Source organism: Nocardioides sp. N13(2025) (assembly GCF_051912545.1).
In the GTDB taxonomy this organism is placed as follows: domain Bacteria; phylum Actinomycetota; class Actinomycetes; order Propionibacteriales; family Nocardioidaceae; genus Nocardioides.
The window spans coordinates 2,367,831-2,385,403 of the sequence record NZ_CP196809.1 but is presented as its reverse complement, the minus strand read 5'-3'; the positions used below and the strand labels follow the sequence as shown (position 1 = coordinate 2,385,403).

General features: G+C 72.6%; 16 protein-coding genes. 11 read left to right on the top strand and 5 right to left on the bottom strand.

Annotation, left to right across the window (positions count from 1 at the left end; all coding sequences use genetic code 11):
- Window positions 1-26 precede the first annotated feature (26 nt).
- A complete protein-coding gene (locus tag ACS3YM_RS11545) occupies window positions 27-632 on the bottom strand; it encodes a hypothetical protein (RefSeq protein ID WP_439936581.1) in 606 nt (201 codons plus the stop codon).
- Window positions 633-856: 224 nt separating this feature from the next.
- Here ACS3YM_RS11545 and serA point away from each other — a divergent pair, with 224 nt between their 5' ends.
- A complete protein-coding gene (gene serA / locus ACS3YM_RS11540) occupies window positions 857-2,467 on the top strand; it encodes a phosphoglycerate dehydrogenase (RefSeq protein ID WP_439936580.1) in 1,611 nt (536 codons plus the stop codon).
- A gap of 9 nt (window positions 2,468-2,476) precedes the next feature.
- Here the strand turns inward: serA and yczR are convergent, their stop codons facing one another.
- The gene (yczR, locus tag ACS3YM_RS11535) at window positions 2,477-3,940 is read right to left on the bottom strand and encodes a MocR-like transcription factor YczR (RefSeq protein ID WP_439936579.1); all 1,464 of its coding nucleotides are present in this window, start codon (window positions 3,938-3,940) and stop codon (window positions 2,477-2,479) included.
- Between the two features lie 63 nt (window positions 3,941-4,003).
- On the opposite strand from yczR, the gene yczE reads away from it, so the two are divergent.
- A complete protein-coding gene (gene yczE, locus ACS3YM_RS11530) occupies window positions 4,004-4,720 on the top strand; it encodes a membrane protein YczE (protein ID WP_439936578.1) in 717 nt (238 codons plus the stop codon).
- A gap of 4 nt (window positions 4,721-4,724) precedes the next feature.
- Here the strand turns inward: yczE and ACS3YM_RS11525 are convergent, their stop codons facing one another.
- The gene (locus ACS3YM_RS11525; protein ID WP_439936577.1) at window positions 4,725-5,291 is read right to left on the bottom strand and encodes an O-methyltransferase; all 567 of its coding nucleotides are present in this window, start codon (window positions 5,289-5,291) and stop codon (window positions 4,725-4,727) included.
- Window positions 5,292-5,694: 403 nt separating this feature from the next.
- Here ACS3YM_RS11525 and ACS3YM_RS11520 point away from each other — a divergent pair, with 403 nt between their 5' ends.
- The 5 genes from ACS3YM_RS11520 to ACS3YM_RS11500 all read left to right on the top strand — a co-directional run bounded on the left by ACS3YM_RS11520 (window position 5,695) and on the right by ACS3YM_RS11500 (window position 10,931).
- Complete coding sequence (locus ACS3YM_RS11520; protein ID WP_439936576.1) at window positions 5,695-5,835, top strand: hypothetical protein; 141 nt, start codon at window positions 5,695-5,697, stop codon at window positions 5,833-5,835.
- Between the two features lie 10 nt (window positions 5,836-5,845).
- Entirely contained in the window at window positions 5,846-6,937 is a 1,092-nt protein-coding gene (locus ACS3YM_RS11515; protein WP_439936575.1) for a 3-isopropylmalate dehydrogenase, read from the top strand.
- Between the two features lie 13 nt (window positions 6,938-6,950).
- On the top strand, window positions 6,951-8,039 hold the full coding sequence (locus tag ACS3YM_RS11510; RefSeq protein WP_439936574.1) for a branched-chain amino acid aminotransferase: 1,089 nt from the start codon (window positions 6,951-6,953) through the stop codon (window positions 8,037-8,039).
- Between the two features lie 5 nt (window positions 8,040-8,044).
- Complete coding sequence (nhaA, locus tag ACS3YM_RS11505; RefSeq protein WP_439936573.1) at window positions 8,045-9,922, top strand: Na+/H+ antiporter NhaA; 1,878 nt, start codon at window positions 8,045-8,047, stop codon at window positions 9,920-9,922.
- A gap of 82 nt (window positions 9,923-10,004) precedes the next feature.
- Entirely contained in the window at window positions 10,005-10,931 is a 927-nt protein-coding gene (locus ACS3YM_RS11500; RefSeq protein ID WP_439936572.1) for an SGNH/GDSL hydrolase family protein, read from the top strand.
- On the opposite strand, the gene ACS3YM_RS11495 is transcribed toward ACS3YM_RS11500, so the two are convergent.
- Entirely contained in the window at window positions 10,928-11,266 is a 339-nt protein-coding gene (locus ACS3YM_RS11495; protein ID WP_439936571.1) for a TraR/DksA family transcriptional regulator, read from the bottom strand. The two genes, ACS3YM_RS11500 and ACS3YM_RS11495, sit on opposite strands and share 4 nt — an antisense overlap.
- 88 nt (window positions 11,267-11,354) lie before the next feature.
- Here ACS3YM_RS11495 and ACS3YM_RS11490 point away from each other — a divergent pair, with 88 nt between their 5' ends.
- Complete coding sequence (locus ACS3YM_RS11490; RefSeq protein ID WP_439936570.1) at window positions 11,355-12,998, top strand: serine/threonine-protein kinase; 1,644 nt, start codon at window positions 11,355-11,357, stop codon at window positions 12,996-12,998.
- A gap of 194 nt (window positions 12,999-13,192) precedes the next feature.
- Window positions 13,193-14,773, top strand: coding sequence for a citramalate synthase (gene cimA, locus ACS3YM_RS11485; protein ID WP_439936569.1), 1,581 nt, complete (start codon window positions 13,193-13,195; stop codon window positions 14,771-14,773).
- Between the two features lie 138 nt (window positions 14,774-14,911).
- Here the strand turns inward: cimA and ACS3YM_RS11480 are convergent, their stop codons facing one another.
- The gene (locus tag ACS3YM_RS11480) at window positions 14,912-15,502 is read right to left on the bottom strand and encodes a TetR/AcrR family transcriptional regulator (RefSeq protein ID WP_439936568.1); all 591 of its coding nucleotides are present in this window, start codon (window positions 15,500-15,502) and stop codon (window positions 14,912-14,914) included.
- Window positions 15,503-15,574: 72 nt separating this feature from the next.
- On the opposite strand from ACS3YM_RS11480, the gene ACS3YM_RS11475 reads away from it, so the two are divergent.
- Both ACS3YM_RS11475 and ACS3YM_RS11470 read left to right on the top strand, forming a co-directional pair.
- Window positions 15,575-16,129, top strand: coding sequence for an NAD(P)H-dependent oxidoreductase (locus tag ACS3YM_RS11475; protein ID WP_439936567.1), 555 nt, complete (start codon window positions 15,575-15,577; stop codon window positions 16,127-16,129).
- A 39-nt stretch (window positions 16,130-16,168) separates the two neighbouring features.
- The gene (locus ACS3YM_RS11470; protein ID WP_439936566.1) at window positions 16,169-17,572 is read left to right on the top strand and encodes an amidase; all 1,404 of its coding nucleotides are present in this window, start codon (window positions 16,169-16,171) and stop codon (window positions 17,570-17,572) included.
- Window position 17,573: the final 1 nt, after the last annotated feature.

Here is a 17,573-nt window from a genome sequence, read left to right as displayed (position 1 = left end):
GCACCGGCCCTGCGACGTCGGTGACGTCAGTCGTCGCTGCCGCCGTCGTCGCTGCCGCCGTCGTCGCTGCCCGAGTCACCCTGGTCGTCGTCGCCGTGGTCGCCCGCGTGGTCGCCGTCGTCGTCGCCGTCGTCGGCCTCGTCGTCGCCGTCCTCGTGGCTGTCGCCCGAACCGTGGTCCTCGACCTCGTCCTGGTCGTCCGCCTCGTCACCCTGGGTGTCCTCGCCCTGGTCGTCGGCGTCCTCGCCCTGGTCGTCCGCGTCGTCCGGGGCGTCGGCGGAGTCATCGACCTCGACCTCGTCGGAGTCCTCGACCTCGACCTCGTCGACATCCTCGGAAGCGTCGTCCGAAGCGTCCTCCGAGGTGTCGTCGGCGACGTCCTCCGTGGTCTTCTCGCTCACCTTCTCGGTGGCGTCGTCCGTGGCGTCCTCGTCCTGGTCGTCCGCGTCCTCGCCCTGGTCGTCGCCGCTGGTGTCGACGTCGGTGTCGTCGGTCTGGCTCGTGGTCGTCGTGTCCTCGGCGGGCGCCGGCGAGTCGTCGCCCTCGGCGTTGGCCGCGGCCAGGCCGAAGCCGGCGATGACGATGGCGGCGAGGCTGCCGGCGGCAGCGGTGCGAGCAGTGGTGGTCTTCATGGCTCTCCCAGTGGATCGGGGTCGTCTGTCGTGGGGGGAACCGATGGCGGGGCACGACGTCGTACCCCCTCGTCCGCGATGCGAGACGACGGAGGCGGGGCGCCGCCGGTCACGTCGTCCAACGGTGGGACGTTTGCCGGCTGCTCGGGCTCCGCGGGTAGGGTGGGCCGAGCACAGCGTCGTGCAGTCCCGGACCACTCTTGAACATCTCAGAGGACCCCGCTGTGAACGCACCCGCACTCTCCACGCAAGCTCGGCCAGTCGTACTCATCGCCGAAGAGCTGAGCCCCGCCACGATCGAGGCGCTCGGCCCCGACTTCGAGATCCGCAGCTGCAACGGCGCGGACCGTGCCGAGCTGATCCCCGCGCTCGCCGGGGTCGACGCCATCCTGGTCCGCTCCGCGACCAAGGTCGACGCCGAGGCCCTCGCGGCCGCCGATCGCCTCAAGGTCGTGGCCCGCGCCGGTGTCGGTCTCGACAACGTCGACGTCAAGGCCGCCACCCAGGCCGGGGTGATGGTCGTCAACGCCCCGACGTCCAACATCGTCAGCGCCGCCGAGCTCGCGGTCGCGCTCATGCTGGCCGCCGCCCGCCACATCAGCCCCGCCCACGCCGCGCTGCGGGGCGGCGAGTGGAAGCGTTCGAAGTACACCGGCATCGAGCTCTACGAGAAGACCGTCGGCATCGTCGGCCTCGGCCGCATCGGCGTGCTCGTGGCCCAGCGGCTCAGCGCCTTCGGCATGAAGGTCATCGCCTACGACCCCTACGTGCAGGCCGGCCGTGCCGCGCAGATGGGCGTGCGTCTCGTCGACCTCGACACGCTCCTCGCGGAGTCGGACTTCATGAGCGTGCACCTCCCGAAGACCCCCGAGACCGTGGGCCTCATCGGCGCGGACCAGCTCGCCGCCGCCAAGCCGAGCCTCGTGCTCGTCAACGCCGCCCGCGGCGGCATCGTCGACGAGGCCGCCCTCTACGACGCGCTCAAGACCGGTCAGATCGCCGCCGCCGGCCTCGACGTGTTCGCCAGCGAGCCCTGCACCGACAGCCCGCTCTTCGAGCTCGAGAACGTCGTGGCGACCCCCCACCTGGGCGCGTCGACCGACGAGGCGCAGGAGAAGGCCGGCATCGCCGTCGCCCGCTCGGTGCGGCTCGCGCTGAGCGGCGAGCTCGTCCCCGACGCGGTCAACGTGCAGGGCGGCGTCATCGCCGAGGACGTACGTCCCGGGATCCCGCTCACCGAGAAGCTCGGCCGGGTCTTCACCGCCCTCGCCGGCGAGGTGGCCCAGCAGCTCGACGTCGAGGTGCGCGGCGAGATCACCGAGTTCGACGTCAAGGTGCTCGAGCTGGCCGCCCTCAAGGGCGTCTTCGCCGACATCGTCGAGGAGCAGGTCTCCTACGTCAACGCGCCGCTCCTCGCCGCCGAGCGCGGCACGGAGGTCCGCCTGGTGACCGAGGCCGAGAGCCCCGACCACCGCAACCTGATCACCCTGCGCGGCACGCTGGCGGACGGCACGCAGATCTCGGTCAGCGGCACCCTGGTCGGCATCGCCCAGAAGGAGCGCCTGGTCGAGGTGAACGGCTTCGACGTCGACATCGAGCCCACCACCCACCTGGCGTTCCTCACCTACGAGGACCGCCCGGGCATGGTCGGCACGGTCGGCGGCATCCTCGGTGACGCCGCGGTCAACATCGCCGGCATGCAGGTCTCGCGCCAGGACAAGGGCGGCGCCGCCCTCGTCGCGCTGAGCGTGGACTCGGCGATCCCCGCCGAGACGCTGGCCGAGATCGAGACGGCCATGAAAGCCGCCTCGGTGCGGGCCGTCGACCTCTCCTGAGACCGGTCGCTAGGCGACCATCACCCGGCCGGCGGCGCCCTGCGTCGCCGGCCGGGTCGCGGTGCGCCCGGCCTGCGGGGACACGTGCTGCCAGGCGGCGGCGAGGCGTCGTACGGCCTCGGTGAGGTCGTCGGCCGACGCCGTCCACGGGATGCGCACGAAGCGGTCCAGCCCGCCCTCGACGGCGAAGACCGGCCCCGGCGCGACCACGACGCCGCGGCGCTCGGCCTCGACGGTGGTCGCGGTGCCGAGCGCGTCGGGCAGCTCGCACCACAGCGCCAGCCCACCGTCGGGCACCCGGAAGCGCCACTCCGGCAGGTGCTCGCGCAGGGCCGCCACGAGGGCGTCGCGACCGGCGACGAGCCGCTGGCGGTGCACCGGCAGCACCTCGTCGGCGCGGTCCATGAGGTCGGCCAGCACCAGCTGCTCGAGGACCGGAGCGCCGAGGTCGAGGCCGATGCGGGCGTGGAGCAGCCGCTCCATGTCGGCGAGAGGAGCGCGCACCCAGCCGAGCCGGAGGCCGCCCCAGTAGGACTTGCTGGCGCTGCCGATCGTGATCGTCCGGTCGGCGTGGGCGGCCAGCGGCCGCGGCATGTCGGCGGCCAGCCCGGGGCTCATGGCGAGGGCCTGGTGGGCCTCGTCGGCGACGGCGATCGTGCGGGTGCGGGCCAGGACGCCGGCGAGCTCCTCGCGCTGGCTGTCGGTCATCAGGTGGCCGGTGGGGTTCTGGAAGTCGGGGATCAGGTAGGCCAGTCGCGGCGAGGACTGCCGCAGCGTGGCGCCGAGCGCGTCGAGGTCCCAGCCGTCGGGGTCGACGGTCGCCGGCACCAGGCGCGCTCCCGCGTGCCGCACGGCCTGGGTGGCGTTGGGGTAGGTCGGCGACTCGACGACCACGCGATCGCCGGGAGCCGTGAAGGCCTGCGCGACCACCGACGCGGCAGCGAGCGCGCCGGCCGTCACCATGATCTGCTCGGGCAGGGTCGGCAGGCCGCGGGCGTCGTACGACGCGGCGATCCGCGCCTGCAGCGCCGGCATGCCGAGCGGGAAGTAGCCGGGGCCGCTGAGGTAGGCGGGCAGCTCCTCGGTGGCGCGCTGGTAGGCCTCCATGAGCCCGGGCGGGGCGGAGTGGGCGGCGCAGTTGAGGTCGATGACGTCCTCGCCGCCGGTGCCGGGCAGGAGCGAGCGGTCGTGCGCGCGGCGCCGGCCGCCCGGCACCCGGGTGAAGGTGCCGGACCCGCGCCGCGCCTCGGCGTAGCCCGAGTCGCGGAGCACCTCGTAGGCGCGGGTCACGGTCGTGCGCGAGACGTCGAGCGCGCCGGTGAGCTCGCGCTCGCTCGGCAGCCGTACGCCGAGGCCGATCCGGCCGTCACCGATGAGCACGCGCAGGCTCTCGGCGAGGCCGAGGTACGCGGGGGAGCGGGGGAAGTCGCCAGCGAGAGTGGCCACCCGCTGGGCACTGATGACGCGGCTCATGCAGGCCACTGTTCCACGATTGGCTATGTCGGACAAGGCCACTCGTCGGCCATGCTCGTCCCCATGAGTGCGACCCCGACCCCGCCGTCCGCCTCGGCTCCCGTGCAGGCCCCGACCGGCACCGTCCACGCGCCCCGCGGCGTCCTGGTCGACCTCGGTCCCCTCGCCCAGCTCCGCGCGGGCCGCCTCGCCCGGCGGCTTCCGCAGCTCTACGTCGGGCTGTTCCTCTACGGCGTCTCGCTCGCGATGATGGTGCGCGGCGCGCTCGGCCTGGCTCCGTGGGACGTGCTGCACTCGGGGTTCATCCGCCACGTGCCGATGACGCTCGGCCAGGCGGTCGTGCTGTTCAGCTTCGTCGTGCTGGTGCTCTGGGTCCCGCTGCGGGAGATGCCCGGGATCGGGACGATCAGCAACGCCCTCGTCGTCGGCGTTTCCGCCGACCTGACCCTCGCGGTGCTGGACCGCCCCGAGGACCTGTGGGCGCGCATCGCCCTCATGGTCGGCGGCGTCGCCCTCTGCGGGCTCGCCAGCGCGCTCTACATCGGCGCCCAGCTCGGCCGCGGCCCGCGCGACGGGCTGATGACCGGACTCTCCCGGCGCACCGGGCTCTCGCTGCGCCTGGTCCGCACCGCGCTCGAGGTGGTCGTGGTGGTGATCGGCCTGCTGCTCGGCGGCAAGCTCGGCATCGGGACCGTCGTCTACGCCCTGGCCATCGGCCCGCTGACGCAGCTGATGCTGCCGCGGCTCACCGTGGACGTGATGGCGCCCGAGGAGGACTGACGGCTCAGCGCCGGGTGGCGATGACCGCGGAGGCGTCGGTCGCCACCATCACCTCGACGGCGGTGAAGCGGTCGTCGGTGAGCCACTGCTCGCGCAGGGTGTCGACGCGGCCGTAGGTGATCGGCGGCCACGACTCGCACGGCGCGAAGTCGTCGAGGACGACGATGCCGCCGGGCTCGACGAGGTCGATGACCGAGTCGACGCCGACCTCCGAGGGGCTGCCGGAGTCGAGGAAGAGCAGGGAGAACGGGCCGTGCTCGTGCAGCACGCTCCAGTCGGCGGCGAGCACCTCCACCTTCTCGTCGTCCTCGAAGATCTTCGAGGCCGCGCCGGCCAGGGACTCGTCGAGCTCGGCGGTCAGGATCCGTGCCCCGTTGCGTACGCCGCTGCGCAGCCAGGCCGTGCCCACCCCGCAGCCGGTGCCGAACTCGGCCATCGTGCCGCCGCGCGTCGCGGCGAGGGTGGCCAGCAGCCTTCCGGTCTCGTTGCGGCAGAAGGCGACGTAGCCGGCCTGGCGGCACACGTCGAAGGCTCGGGAGACGATGTCGGGGAGTTCGGGGGGAGCAGACATGAGGTCGCCGAGTCTGTCACCTATCGCCCGGGGTCTCAGGTGCCGGTCCGTCATCTCACGATCTGACACGTTCGGAAATCCCGTGGCGCGAGCCGACGCGGCGGTCGTACAGTCTGACCACCATGCGGAGCGTCTTCGTACTCATCGTTCGCCGCGGCGGGGCCTGACAGAAGGCCACCTCGTCGCGGTGTTCGGCGTTGACGAGGTTCCGCCACCGGCCTTCTTCCGACTCAGTCGAGTTCGAAGCCGCCGCCTCTGCGGCGGGTCCGCCAGTCGCGCGTGATCCGCCCCCCTGTCGGTCGGCAGCCGGGCCCCGGGCGATCCCCGCACTCCCGCTTCCCCCACCCGCCGCGGTGTCGGTGGCTTCGGACTCTCATCCCACGCACCCGTAGGAGTGAGACCCATGTACGACCTGTATCCCGACTCGTGGGGCCCGGCCGCGCACGACCCCGAGAACACCCGCAGCGCAGAGAACACCGCGGTCGCCGTCCAGACGGCTCTTGACCTGCGAGACAACGGCGGCATGCGCCCGGACGACAACTAACGTTCGCCGCATGCCCGAGACCCAGCAGACGTCCGCCACCGGCGCCCACTCCGGCCCGGTCACCCTCGCCGTCATCCCCGGCGACGGCATCGGCCCGGAGGTGACCGCAGAGGCCCTCAAGGTCCTCGAGGTCGCCTCGCCGGTGAAGTTCGAGTCGACGCGCTACGACCTCGGCGCGGAGCGCTACCTCGCCACCGGCGAGGTCCTGCCCGACTCGGTGCTCGCGGAGATCCGCGAGCACGACGCGATCCTGCTGGGTGCCGTCGGCGGCAAGCCCAACGACCCGAACCTGCCTCCCGGCATCCTCGAGCGCGGGCTGCTGCTGCGGCTGCGCTTCGAGCTCGACCACTACGTCAACCTGCGTCCGTCGCGGCTCTTCCCGGGCTCGGTCTCACCCCTGGCCGACCACGTGCTGGAGAAGGGCGACGTCGACTTCGTGGTGGTCCGCGAGGGCACCGAGGGCCCCTACACGGGCAACGGCGGTGCCCTCCGGGTCGGGACGCCGGCCGAGGTCGCCACCGAGGTCTCGGTCAACACGGCGTACGGCATCGAGCGGGTGATCCGCGACGCCTTCGCCCGGGCGGAGAAACGGGACCGCAAGAAGCTGACGCTGGTCCACAAGACCAACGTCCTGGTCCACGCCGGCTCGCTGTGGTGGCGCCTCTTCGAGGCCGTCGCCGCGGAGCACCCGGACGTCACGACCGACTACATGCACATCGACGCGGCCATGATCTTCATGTCGACCGACCCCGCCCGCTTCGACGTGATCGTCACCGACAACCTCTTCGGCGACATCATCACCGACCTCGCCGCCGCCATCACCGGTGGCATCGGGCTGGCCGCGTCCGGCAACGTGAACCCCGACCGGACCGCCCCCTCCATGTTCGAGCCCGTCCACGGCTCGGCACCCGACATCGCCGGCCAGCAGAAGGCCGACCCGACGGCCGCGATCCTCTCCGGCGCGCTCCTGCTCGACCACCTCGGCCACCCCGAGGCGGCCGCCGCGATCGAGGCCGCCGTGCTGGCCGACCTCAGCGAGCGCGCGCCGGGCACGAGCCGTCGTACGAGCGAGGTCGGGGACGCCATCGCCGCCCGCCTCTGAGTAGGTTGACCCCATGCAGATCAGCACGACCGCCAACCCCAGTCCCGTCGACGACGCCCGGCTCGCGGAGATCCTCGCGAACCCCGGCTTCGGCCAGCACTTCACCGACCACATGCTCACGGTGGAGTGGACGCCCGACGAGGGGTGGCACGACGCGCGCATCACCCCCTACGGCCCGCTGACGCTCGACCCGGCGACCGCGGTGCTGCACTACGCGCAGGAGACCTTCGAGGGGATGAAGGCCTACCGCCACGACGACGGCTCGATCTGGACCTTCCGTCCCGAGCAGAACGCCGCTCGGATGGTGCGCTCGTCGGCCCGCCTGGCCTTCCCGGAGCTGCCCGTCGACGACTTCGTGGAGTGCGTCGACGCCCTCGTCACCGTCGACCAGCGCTGGGTGCCGGACAACGCGTCCGGTGGGGGAGGCGGCGAGAAGTCGCTCTACCTGCGTCCCTTCATGTTCGCCTCGGAGAAGTTCCTCGGCGTCCGCCCGGCCCAGCACGTGACCTTCATGGTCATCGCCTCGCCCGCAGGGGCGTACTTCAAGGGCGGCGTGAAGCCGGTGAACCTCTGGTTGTCCGAGACCTTCACGCGCGCCGGCCGCGGCGGCATGGGCGCCGCGAAGACGGGCGGCAACTACGCCGCGTCTCTCGCCGCGCAGCGTGAGGCGATCGAGAAGGGCTGCGACCAGGTCGTCTTCCTCGACGACCAGGAGTTCCGCTACATCGAGGAGCTCGGCGGGATGAACCTCTTCTTCGTCCACGCCGACGGCCACATCGTCACGCCCGAGACGGGCACGATCCTCGAGGGCATCACCCGCGCCTCGATCATCGAGCTCGCCGGCAAGCTCGGCCACGCGGTCGAGGAGCGGAAGTTCTCCATCGACGAGTGGCGCGACGGCGTCGCGTCCGGGGAGATCACCGAGATCTTCGCGTGCGGCACGGCCGCCGTCGTCACGCCGGTCGGCGAGCTGCGCTCGCCCCACGGCGAGACCGCTGCCCCGGCCAGCACCGAGCTGACCATGCGGATCCGCGACGCGCTCGTCGGGATGCAGTTCGGCCGCACCGAGGACACGTTCGGCTGGATGCACAAGGTCGTCTGACCGCGATGGCCGACGACGCGGCGAGCCCCGACCAGTCCTCCTGCCGGGGCTCCGACGCGTTCACCGGTCAGAGCTCGCGCTCGCTGCGCGACTTCATCCGGACCGAGTCCGGATCGGCCGGCATGCTCGTGGTCGCCGCTCTGGTCGCGCTGGTCTGGGCCAACTCGCCGTGGTCGCAGTCCTACGTCGACCTCTGGCACACCGAGCTGTCGATCCGCTTCGGCAGCGGCGGGTTCTCGATGGACCTGCACCACTGGATCAACGACGGCCTGATGGTCGTGTTCTTCTTCGTCATCGGCCTCGAGGTGCGCAAGGAGTTCGCGATCGGCGAGCTCACCGACCGCAGCCGCGTGGTGGTGCCCCTGGTCGCGGGCGTCACCGGCATGCTCGTGCCGGCCGCGATCTTCCTCGCGCTCAACCCCTCCGGGGAGGAGGCCGCGGGCTGGGGTGCGGTCATCGGCACCGACACCGCGTTCCTGCTGGGCGTGATGGCGCTGGTCGGCCCGTCGGTGTCGACCCAGCTCCGCATCTTCCTGCTGACACTCACCGTCATCGACGACATCGTCGCGGTCAGCGTGATCGGCGTCGTCTACTCCGACGACCTGTCGCTCGGCGCCCTGCTCGTCGCAGCCCTCTGCCTGACAGTGCTGGTGGGGCTGGACCGGGCCGGGGTGTGGCAGGCCGCGCCGTACGTCCTCGTCGTGCTGGTGCTCTGGATCGCCACCCTGGAGTCCGGCGTGCACGCCTCGATCGCCGGCATGCTCAGCGGGCTCCTGGTGCCGGCGCTCGACCCACGTCGCGCCGATGTCGAGGACGCGGCGCGCACGTTCCGCGCTTTCCGGCAGTCCCCGATGCCGGGCGTGCAGCGCGCCGCGCGTCGGTCGCTGACCCGGGCGATCTCGGTCAACGAGCGCCTGCAGGAGGCCCTGCACACACCGACCAGCCACGTCGTCGTACCCGTCTTCGCGCTCGCCAACGCCGGCGTCGACCTGCGCGACGGCGTGCTCGCCGACGCCTTCACGTCGGCCCTGATGTGGGGCGTCGTGCTCGGCCTCGTCGTCGGCAAGTCGGTCGGCATCTTCGCCGGCGCCTGGGCCAGCGTCCGGCTGGGCTGGGGCCGGCTGCCGCAAGGGGTCGGGCTGGGCCACACCCTCGCCGGCGGGGCCCTGTCCGGCATCGGCTTCACGGTCTCGTTGCTCATCATCAGCCTCGCCTTCGACTCGACCCGGCTCCAGGACCAGGCCCGGGTCGGCGTGCTCGTGGCCGCGGCGCTGGCCAGCCTCGCCGGGTGGCTGGCCTTCCGCTTCGCCGCCCGCTTCCTCGGCCAGCGCGACGCCGCGCTGCCCACCACCCTCAGCCGCCCCGTCGACCCCGCACGCGACCACGTCGCCGGCCCGGTCGACGCCCCGCTGACGCTGGTGGAGTACCTCGACTACGAGTGCCCGTTCTGCGCGCGGGTCAGCGGGGTCGGCGACGAGCTCCGCGCCCACTTCGGCGACCGGCTGCGCTACGTCACCCGCCACCTCCCGCTCCCCGTCCACCCGCACGCCGAGCTGGCCGCCCTGGCTGCCGAGGCCGCGGCGCGTCAGGGCAGGTTCTGGGAGATGCACGTCGTGCTCTTCGACCACCAGGACGAGCTGGAGCTCGAGGACCTGGTGGGCTACGCCGCCGGGCTCGACCTCGACGTCGAGCAGTTCCTCCGCGACCTCGACGACGACGACCTCGCCCGGCACGTCGAGCACGACGTGGCGTCCGCGGAGGAGAGCGGCGTACGCGGCACGCCGACGTTCTTCATCGGCGACTCGCGCCACGTCGGGCCCTACGACGCGCGCACCCTGATCGCGGCCCTCGAGGCCTCGGCGCTCCCTCGACCGATCGGCTGACTGCCTGCTCGACCTCACGTCGGATGCAACCACCCGACGACGCCACCTCGTACCTAGGTCAGGAGCGAGGACAGGAGGCGCCGTGAGACGTGCACGTGGGAGGAAGCCCACCACGAACGTGAAGGCCGTGCTGGCCGCTGGGATGGCGGCCTGCGCCCTCGTGGCGTGCGCCGGTGGCGACGACGGCTCGGACGGGAGGACGCCGCAGCCCGCGGGAGCCGCGTCCGCGGACAGCGCTCCGGCCCCTGAGGACACTCCGGAGCTGGACTCGATGGCGGCGCTCGGCCACTCGGGCCTGACCGGCACGATGAGCGACCCGCAGGAGCCGTGGCGCGACGCCCGCGAGAACTCCTGGGCGACGGGGGACAACCCCGAGGTGCGGTCCCTCTATAACCGCCTGCTCGCGGATCACCCCGCGCTGGAGGGCCACCACTACAACTACGCGGTCAACGGCGCCACGATCGACGACCTCGACGACCAGTACGAGCAGCTGATGTCCGAGGCGGAGGTTGCGCCGGACCTCATCGTCCTGCAGTTCATCGACAACGACACGAGGTGCGACGGCACCGACGCAGCGAACGCCGAGCGCTTCGGCCGCACGCTGGACGCCGGCCTCACGCGGATCGCTGCCGACCTCCCGGACGCGCAGGTCTACCTCACGGGTCCTTGGGCATCGGTGGAGCTGTGGACCGCGTGGGCTGCGCACCACCCCGAGCAGGTGCGCGCCAACTCGGGTGACGGTCCGTGCGACGTCTTCGACGACAAGGGACGACCACGCGACGCCGGGCTCCGCTCCATGCAACGCATCGTCGACTCCTACAGTGAGCAGCTCGAGGTCGTGTGCGCACGGCATCCCGGCTGCTACACCGACGCGGGCGCCCTGGAGACCTTCGAGCCGGCAGACCGGGACGTCGCGTCCGACCTGAACCACCTCTCGGTCGCAGGACACCGCAAGTACGCCGAGATCGCCTGGTCGGCCATGTCCGAGGAGATCAAGCAACGACGCTAGCCGGACGCGCACCTGATGCACGTGCGCGCGGCGGGCAGGGCCTCGAGCCGCTCGGCTCCGATCGGGGACCCGCAGCGCTCGCACACGCCGTACGTGCCGGCGTCCAGGCGCGCGATCGCGGCGTCCACCTCGGCGAGGTGGTGCTCGACCTGCCGGACCAGCGACCCGATCTGCGAGCGCTCGAAGGCGATGGTGGCGCCCTCGGGATCGTGCTCGTCGTCGGCGTTGGTGTCGAGCGAGGCAGCCACCACGGAGTCGTAGTCACCGGTCAGGCTCGAGAGGCGCTCGAGCGTCTGCTCGCGCTCCTCGGCCAGCCGTCGGCGTGCGTCGTCCATCCCTCCAACCATCCCTCCATGGTGACGCACGGCTCCTACAGCGCGCCGGATGACAGGTCTCGCGGTCCACCGCCCGTATCCTCGGGACGTGACGACGTCCCCCCAGGCGCCGCCGCCCGGGCTGACCGTGGGCGGCTACGCGCTGCGCGCCCGCCTCGGCGAGGGCGGCATGGGCGTGGTGCACCTCGGACAGAAGCCGGGGGAGCGGCCGGTCGCGATCAAGGTCCTCCGACCGCACATCGTCGGCGACGACGAGGCCCGGCGCCGGCTGGCGCGCGAGGTCAGCTCGCTCAGCCGGGTCCGCAGCCGCCGGATCGCCGAGATCGTCGACGCCGACCCCTGGGGTGACATCCCCTACGTCGCCACACGCTACGTCCCGGGGCTCTCGCTGCACGACCACGTGCAGGAGGAGGGCCCGCTGTCGGGCGACGACCTGCTGTGGTTCGCCGACTGCCTCGCCGAGGCCCTCGAAGCGGTCCACTCGGTCGGCGTGATGCACCGCGACATCAAGCCGTCCAACGTGATCATGGAGGGCCGCACGCCGATCCTCATCGACTTCGGCCTCGCCCGGGTCGCCGACGACTCCCGCATCACGATGAACGGCTGGCTGCTGGGCACGCCGGGATACCTCGCGCCGGAGATCCTCTACGGCGACGACGCCACCGCCGCCTCCGACGTGCACGCGTGGGCGGCCACCGTGGCGTACGCCGGCACCGGCCGCGCGCCGTTCGGCCGCGGGCCGTCGGTGGCGATCATGGACCGCGTCCGCCGCGGCGAGCACGACCTGTCCGGCCTCGACCCGGTGGTGCTGCCGCTGGTCGAGGAGGCACTGGCGCCGGCGGCCGAGGACCGGCCGTCGCTCGACGAGGTGCGCGGCTGGCTCGAGGACCTCGGCGCGGGCGAACCGCACGAACCCCGCATCCCTGCCAGCCCCGTCACGCTGCCCTACGCCGCCGTGGCCCAGCACGAGCACGAGGCGCCCACCCGCCTCGGCACGGCTGCGGCGGCCGCCGCTCCCAGCGCTCGCACGCAGGAGCCGGTGCACTGGTCGGACGACTGGACCTCGCCGTTCGACGACGACCTCGACGACGCCCTGCCCGACGGCTCGACGGAGCACGTCTCCGACTACGGCCCGCCCGCCCGCGAGCGGGTGCCGGCGGGGGAGCGCCTGCGGCGAGCCCTGTCGCTGGTGGCGCTCGGGGGTGTCGTGGCGGGTGGCATCACCTTCGCGCCCTACGTCGCCCTCGCCACGCTCTTCGTCGCCGTGTGGCTGCTGCGCAGCGGCTCGCTGGCCGCGTCGTCGGCCGGCACGCGTCGCAGCCGGCGCGGGGTCAAGTGGTACGACGGCATCCAGCTCCTGCTCGCCGCCCCCTGGCACGTCGTCGCGGGACTCGGCGGCTCGCTCCTGCTCTTCCTCTGGAGCACCGGCATCGCGGCCGCGGTCGCCCTCCTCTGCTTCGCCGCGTCGCTCTCCCTCACCACGTCGCTCGCCCTCGTCGGCTCGGCCTTCGCGCTCTCGACCTGGTGGGGCCCCGGCTCCGAGCGGGTCCGCTCGCCCGTCCACCGCGTCGTCGACCCGCTCGCTCGCCGCGGCGTCCCGTGGCTCCTGCTGACCCTGCTCGTCGCGGCCGGGGGATCCGCCCTCGGTGCGGCCGTCACGGCCCAGGGCACGAGCTGGACGCCGTACGACTCCGCGCCGCTCTCGGACGTGCGGCTCCCCGGCTGGCTCTGAGCCGCGCACGGCTCGGATCGCGAGACGCCCATCTCACCTGGGGCGGATCGGTGGCACCATCTATCCCGTGACCACCAAGACGATCACCAGCACGATCATCATTGCCTAGCGCGACGGGACTCCCCGCCGCGCCGACCTCCTGCACCCCAGGAGGTTTTTTGTTACCCGGACACCCCTGACCCGAGAGAAATCCGATGGACCTGCACGGCGCGTTCCACGTCTACGACACCACCCTGCGCGACGGCGCCCAGCAGGAGGGGCTCAACCTCTCCGTCGCCGACAAGCTGACCATCGCCAAGCAGCTCGACGGCCTCGGCGTGGGCTACATCGAGGGCGGTTGGCCCGGCTCGAACCCCAAGGACACCGAGTTCTTCCGCCGCGCCCGCGAGGAGCTCGACCTGCGCCACGCCAAGCTGGCGGCGTTCGGTGCCACCCGTCGTGCCGGCGTACGCGCTGCTGACGACCCGCTCGTCGCTGCCCTGCGGGAGTCGGGCGCGGGCGTCGTCACCCTCGTCGCGAAGTCGCACGACCGGCACGTCGAGCTCGCGTTGCGCACCACGCTGGAGGAGAACCTCGCGATGGTGCGTGACACCGTGACCCACCTGCGCGAGGAGGGCCAGACGGTCTTCCTCGACGCCGAGCACTTCTTCGACGGCTACCGGGCCAACCGGGCGTACGCCCTCGAGGTCCTGCGCACCGCCGCCGAGGCGGGCGCCGAGGTCGTCGCGCTCTGCGACACCAACGGCGGCATGCTCCCCGACTGGGTCTCCGACGTGGTGCTCGACGTGATCGAGTCGACCGGCGCCCGCGTGGGCATCCACGCGCACAACGACAGCGGCTGTGCGGTCGCCAACTCGCTCGCCGCGGTCGCCGCCGGAGCGACGCACGTCCAGGGCTGCATCAACGGCTACGGCGAGCGCACCGGCAACGCCGACCTCGTCACCGTCGTGGCCAACCTCGAGCTCAAGCTGGACCGCGACGTCCTGCCCCCGGGCCTGCTCCGCGAGGCCACCCGGATCGCCCACGCCGTCGCCGAGGTCACCAACGTCCCGCCGGCGTCGCGCCAGCCGTACGTCGGCACCTCGGCGTTCGCCCACAAGGCGGGCCTGCACGCCAGCGCGATCAAGGTCGACCCCGACCTCTACCAGCACATGGACCCGACCGGCGTCGGCAACGACATGCGCCTGCTCGTCTCCGACATGGCCGGCCGCGCGTCGATCGAGCTCAAGGGCAAGGAGCTCGGCTACGACCTCTCCGACGACCGGGACGTCGTCACACGGGTCACCGAGCGCGTCAAGAGGATGGAGCAGGGCGGCTACACCTTCGAGGCCGCCGACGCGTCCTTCGAGCTGCTGCTCGCCGAGGAGGTCGAGGGCACGCGCCCGTCGTACTTCGACGTCGAGTCGTGGCGCGTCATCACCGAGACGCGCACCGACGGCGAGGCCGTCTCCGAGGCGACGGTCAAGCTGCGCTCGGAGGGCGTGAGGTACGTCGTCACCGGCGAGGGCAACGGGCCGGTCAACGCCCTCGACGCCGCTCTCCGCGAGGCGATCGGGCAGGCCTTCCCGGAGGTCGCGAAGTTCGAGCTGATCGACTACAAGGTCCGCATCCTCGACCAGGGCCACGGAACCGACGCGATCACCCGCGTGCTCATCGAGACCACCGACGGCGAGTCCTCGTGGGTGACGGTCGGTGTCGGCGCCAACGTGATCGAGGCGTCGTGGGGCGCGCTGGTCGACGGGCTGACCTTCGGGCTGAGGCGCCACCACCGCTAGACCTCGAGGTCCTCCGGGGCCTTGGGGGTGACCGCGCGGCTGAGCTTCCAGTCCCTTTCCTACGCTTCTCGACCGTTGCAACGGGCGCGAACCGCGCCGATCACCGGGTACCCGGTGATCGCGACGGCGGCAGACGGTTCAGGCCCGGACGACGCGGCGTACGAGGTCGTCCCAGCCGGCCTCGATCCGCTCGAGCGAGATGTTGTCGGCCTGCTGCTGCTCGATGACCATGATGTCGAGCGGCGCCATGACGGCGATCGCGAGCAGGACCAGGTCGCCGCGCACGCCCAGCTCGCCGAGCAGGTGGCGCACGTGCATCACGGCGAACGACGCCGCCGCGCGCGAGCGGGCCGAGCTGGAGCCGGTCGCGGCCTTGATGAGGGCGCCGTGCGTGACGTTGGTGCGCATGCGCGAGTGGCCGAAGGCGAGGAGCCGTTCCATCGGGGGAGCGCCCGGACCGAGCGGCGGGGGACCGGAGATGACCGACGCCTGCCACTCCGCCTCGGACCGGTCGAGCACCGCGGCCATCAGGCCCTCGCGACTCTGGAAGCGACGGAAGAGCGTGCCCTTGCCGACCCCGGCCTCCGACGCGACCGTGTCCATCGTCACGCAGGAGACCCCCCGCGTCTCCACCAGGCGCAGCGCCGCTGCGAGGATGGCCTCGCGGTTGCGCGCCGCGTCGGCCCGCTCCGGGACGGGCTCGTCCGCCATCGGCAGCAGGTGGGTCACGCGCTCCAGCCTAGGACTGGGAAAATGTCCCGGGTCGGGAATCAAAGCGGACCACGGTCCGTTTTGATCCGCATGACCACTGACAAGCAGACCCGTGTCGCCGTCCTCCTCGGTTCCACCCGCACCGGCAGCCTCAACCGCCGCATCGCCGAGCACCTCCGCGACAACGCCCCCGCGGGTGTGACCGTCGACGTCGTCGAGGGCCTCGACACCGTCCCGTTCTACAACGAGGAGATCGACGGGGACACCGCTCCCGCCAGCGCCATCGCGCTGCGCGAGTCGGTCGCCGCCGCCGACCGCGTCCTCGCCGTCACCCCTGAGTACAACGGCACCATGCCCGCCGTCCTCAACAACGCCATCGACTGGCTCTCGCGCCCCTACGGCCAGGGCGCCATCGTCGGCAAGCCCTTCGCGGCCATCGGCGCCACGCCCACGCCGTACGGCGGCAAGTGGTCGCACGAGCACGCCCGCCACTCGGCCACCATCGCCGGCGCGGTCGTGGTGGACGGCATCGTGGTCGACGAGTCGGCCGTCGAGGGCGACCCATTGGCCGACGAGGCCGCGGTCCAGCGCCTCCTCGGTGCGCTCGACGCGCTCGTCGCGCACGAGGCCGAGGTCGCTGCCTGAGCCTCGATACGTGCGCGAGGGGTCGGTACGGTCGGCGGTGTGCTCCATGACCTGACCGCGCTCGAGCAGGGCGACGCCGTACGCCGTGGCGAGGTGTCGCCGCTCGAGCTGGTCGAGCACTACGCCGGCCGTGTCGACCGCGTGGGTGCGTTCATCACGACCACCCACGACCAGGCGCGCGAGCACGCGCGTCAGCTGACCACCCTCCTGAGCACGCAGGGACGCCCCGCGGACGCAGGTCCGCTGTGGGGCGTCCCGACCGGCATCAAGGACCTCCACCCGACCGCAGGGGTCCGCACCACCTTCGGCTCCGCGGCCTACGACGACTTCGTGCCCGAGGAGTCGGACGACCTCGTCCTGACCGTCGCGGCCGCGGGCATGCCGAGCCTGGGCAAGACCAACACCCCGGAGTTCGGCTCGCCCTGCTACACCGAGCCCGACGTCGCACCGGCCGCCGTCACGCCATGGGACACCACCCGCACCGCTGGCGGGTCGTCGGGTGGCGCCGCGGCGGCGGTCGCCGCCGGCCTGCTGCCGGTCGCCCCCGGCTCCGACGGCGGCGGGTCGATCCGGATCCCCGCCTCCTGCTGCGGCCTCGTCGGCCTCAAGCCCACCCGCGGCCGGATCAGCGGAGCGCCCCGCTACGGCGACCCGGTCGGGCTCGCCACCGCCGGCACCCTCGCCCGCACCGTCCGGGACGCGGCCGCGCTGCTCGACGTGCTGGCGGGGCGCCGCGTGGGAGACCCCTTCTGGGCGCCGCCTCCGTCGGGGCCGTTCCTCCAGGCGTGCGACCGCGAGCCTGGTCGCCTGCGCGTCGCGCGCTTCATCGCCCCCGTCATCACGGACGTCGACGTCGACACGTCCAGCGTGACCGCGTGGGAGGACGCCTCCCGGCTCCTCGAGCAGCTCGGCCACGACGTCGAGGACGTGCCGGTGCCGATCCCGCGGGACGCGGTCGTGGACTTCGAGACCTGCTGGGCCGTGCTGACCGCCCTGTCGCCCGCGCCGCCCGGCCGCGAGGATCGTCTCCGTCCCCTCACCCGGTGGCTCGGCGGGCTCGGCCATGCCGTGAGCGGCCCGGAGTTCGGCCTCGCCATCGGCCGTCTGCGCCAGCACGCCGCCGTGGCGCTCGCTGCCCTCGCGGCGTACGACGTCGTCCTCACGCCGACCCTCTCCCGACCGCCGGCACTCGTCGGTGAGCTCCGCGACGACGCCGACCCGACCCGTGACTTCGCCCAGCAGAAGGCGTTCACGCCCTGGACCAGCGCCTGGAACGTCACCGGCATGCCCGCGGTGTCGCTGCCGCTGCACTGGACCGACGACGGGCTCCCGGTCGGAGTGATGCTGGCTGCCAGGCCGGCCGAGGAGGAGCTCCTGCTCTCGCTCGCGGGCCAGGTCGAGGCGGCCGCGCCGTGGGCGGACAGGCGTCCGCCCGGCTGGTGAC

What these genes read in the sequence shown, in the direction of transcription:
- ACS3YM_RS11545 (WP_439936581.1), bottom strand. Translation starts at nt 632, where the DNA reads ATGAAGACCACCACTGCTCGCACCGCTGCCGCCGGCAGCCTCGCCGCC.
- ACS3YM_RS11495 (WP_439936571.1), bottom strand. Translation starts at nt 11,266, where the DNA reads ATGGACGACGCACGCCGACGGCTGGCCGAGGAGCGCGAGCAGACGCTC.
- ACS3YM_RS11515 (WP_439936575.1), top strand. Translation starts at nt 5,846, where the DNA reads ATGCCCGAGACCCAGCAGACGTCCGCCACCGGCGCCCACTCCGGCCCG.
- ACS3YM_RS11525 (WP_439936577.1), bottom strand. Translation starts at nt 5,291, where the DNA reads ATGTCTGCTCCCCCCGAACTCCCCGACATCGTCTCCCGAGCCTTCGAC.
- ACS3YM_RS11520 (WP_439936576.1), top strand. Translation starts at nt 5,695, where the DNA reads ATGTACGACCTGTATCCCGACTCGTGGGGCCCGGCCGCGCACGACCCC.
- ACS3YM_RS11510 (WP_439936574.1), top strand. Translation starts at nt 6,951, where the DNA reads ATGCAGATCAGCACGACCGCCAACCCCAGTCCCGTCGACGACGCCCGG.
- yczR (WP_439936579.1), bottom strand. Translation starts at nt 3,940, where the DNA reads ATGAGCCGCGTCATCAGTGCCCAGCGGGTGGCCACTCTCGCTGGCGAC.
- ACS3YM_RS11475 (WP_439936567.1), top strand. Translation starts at nt 15,575, where the DNA reads ATGACCACTGACAAGCAGACCCGTGTCGCCGTCCTCCTCGGTTCCACC.
- nhaA (WP_439936573.1), top strand. Translation starts at nt 8,045, where the DNA reads ATGGCCGACGACGCGGCGAGCCCCGACCAGTCCTCCTGCCGGGGCTCC.
- yczE (WP_439936578.1), top strand. Translation starts at nt 4,004, where the DNA reads ATGAGTGCGACCCCGACCCCGCCGTCCGCCTCGGCTCCCGTGCAGGCC.
- cimA (WP_439936569.1), top strand. Translation starts at nt 13,193, where the DNA reads ATGGACCTGCACGGCGCGTTCCACGTCTACGACACCACCCTGCGCGAC.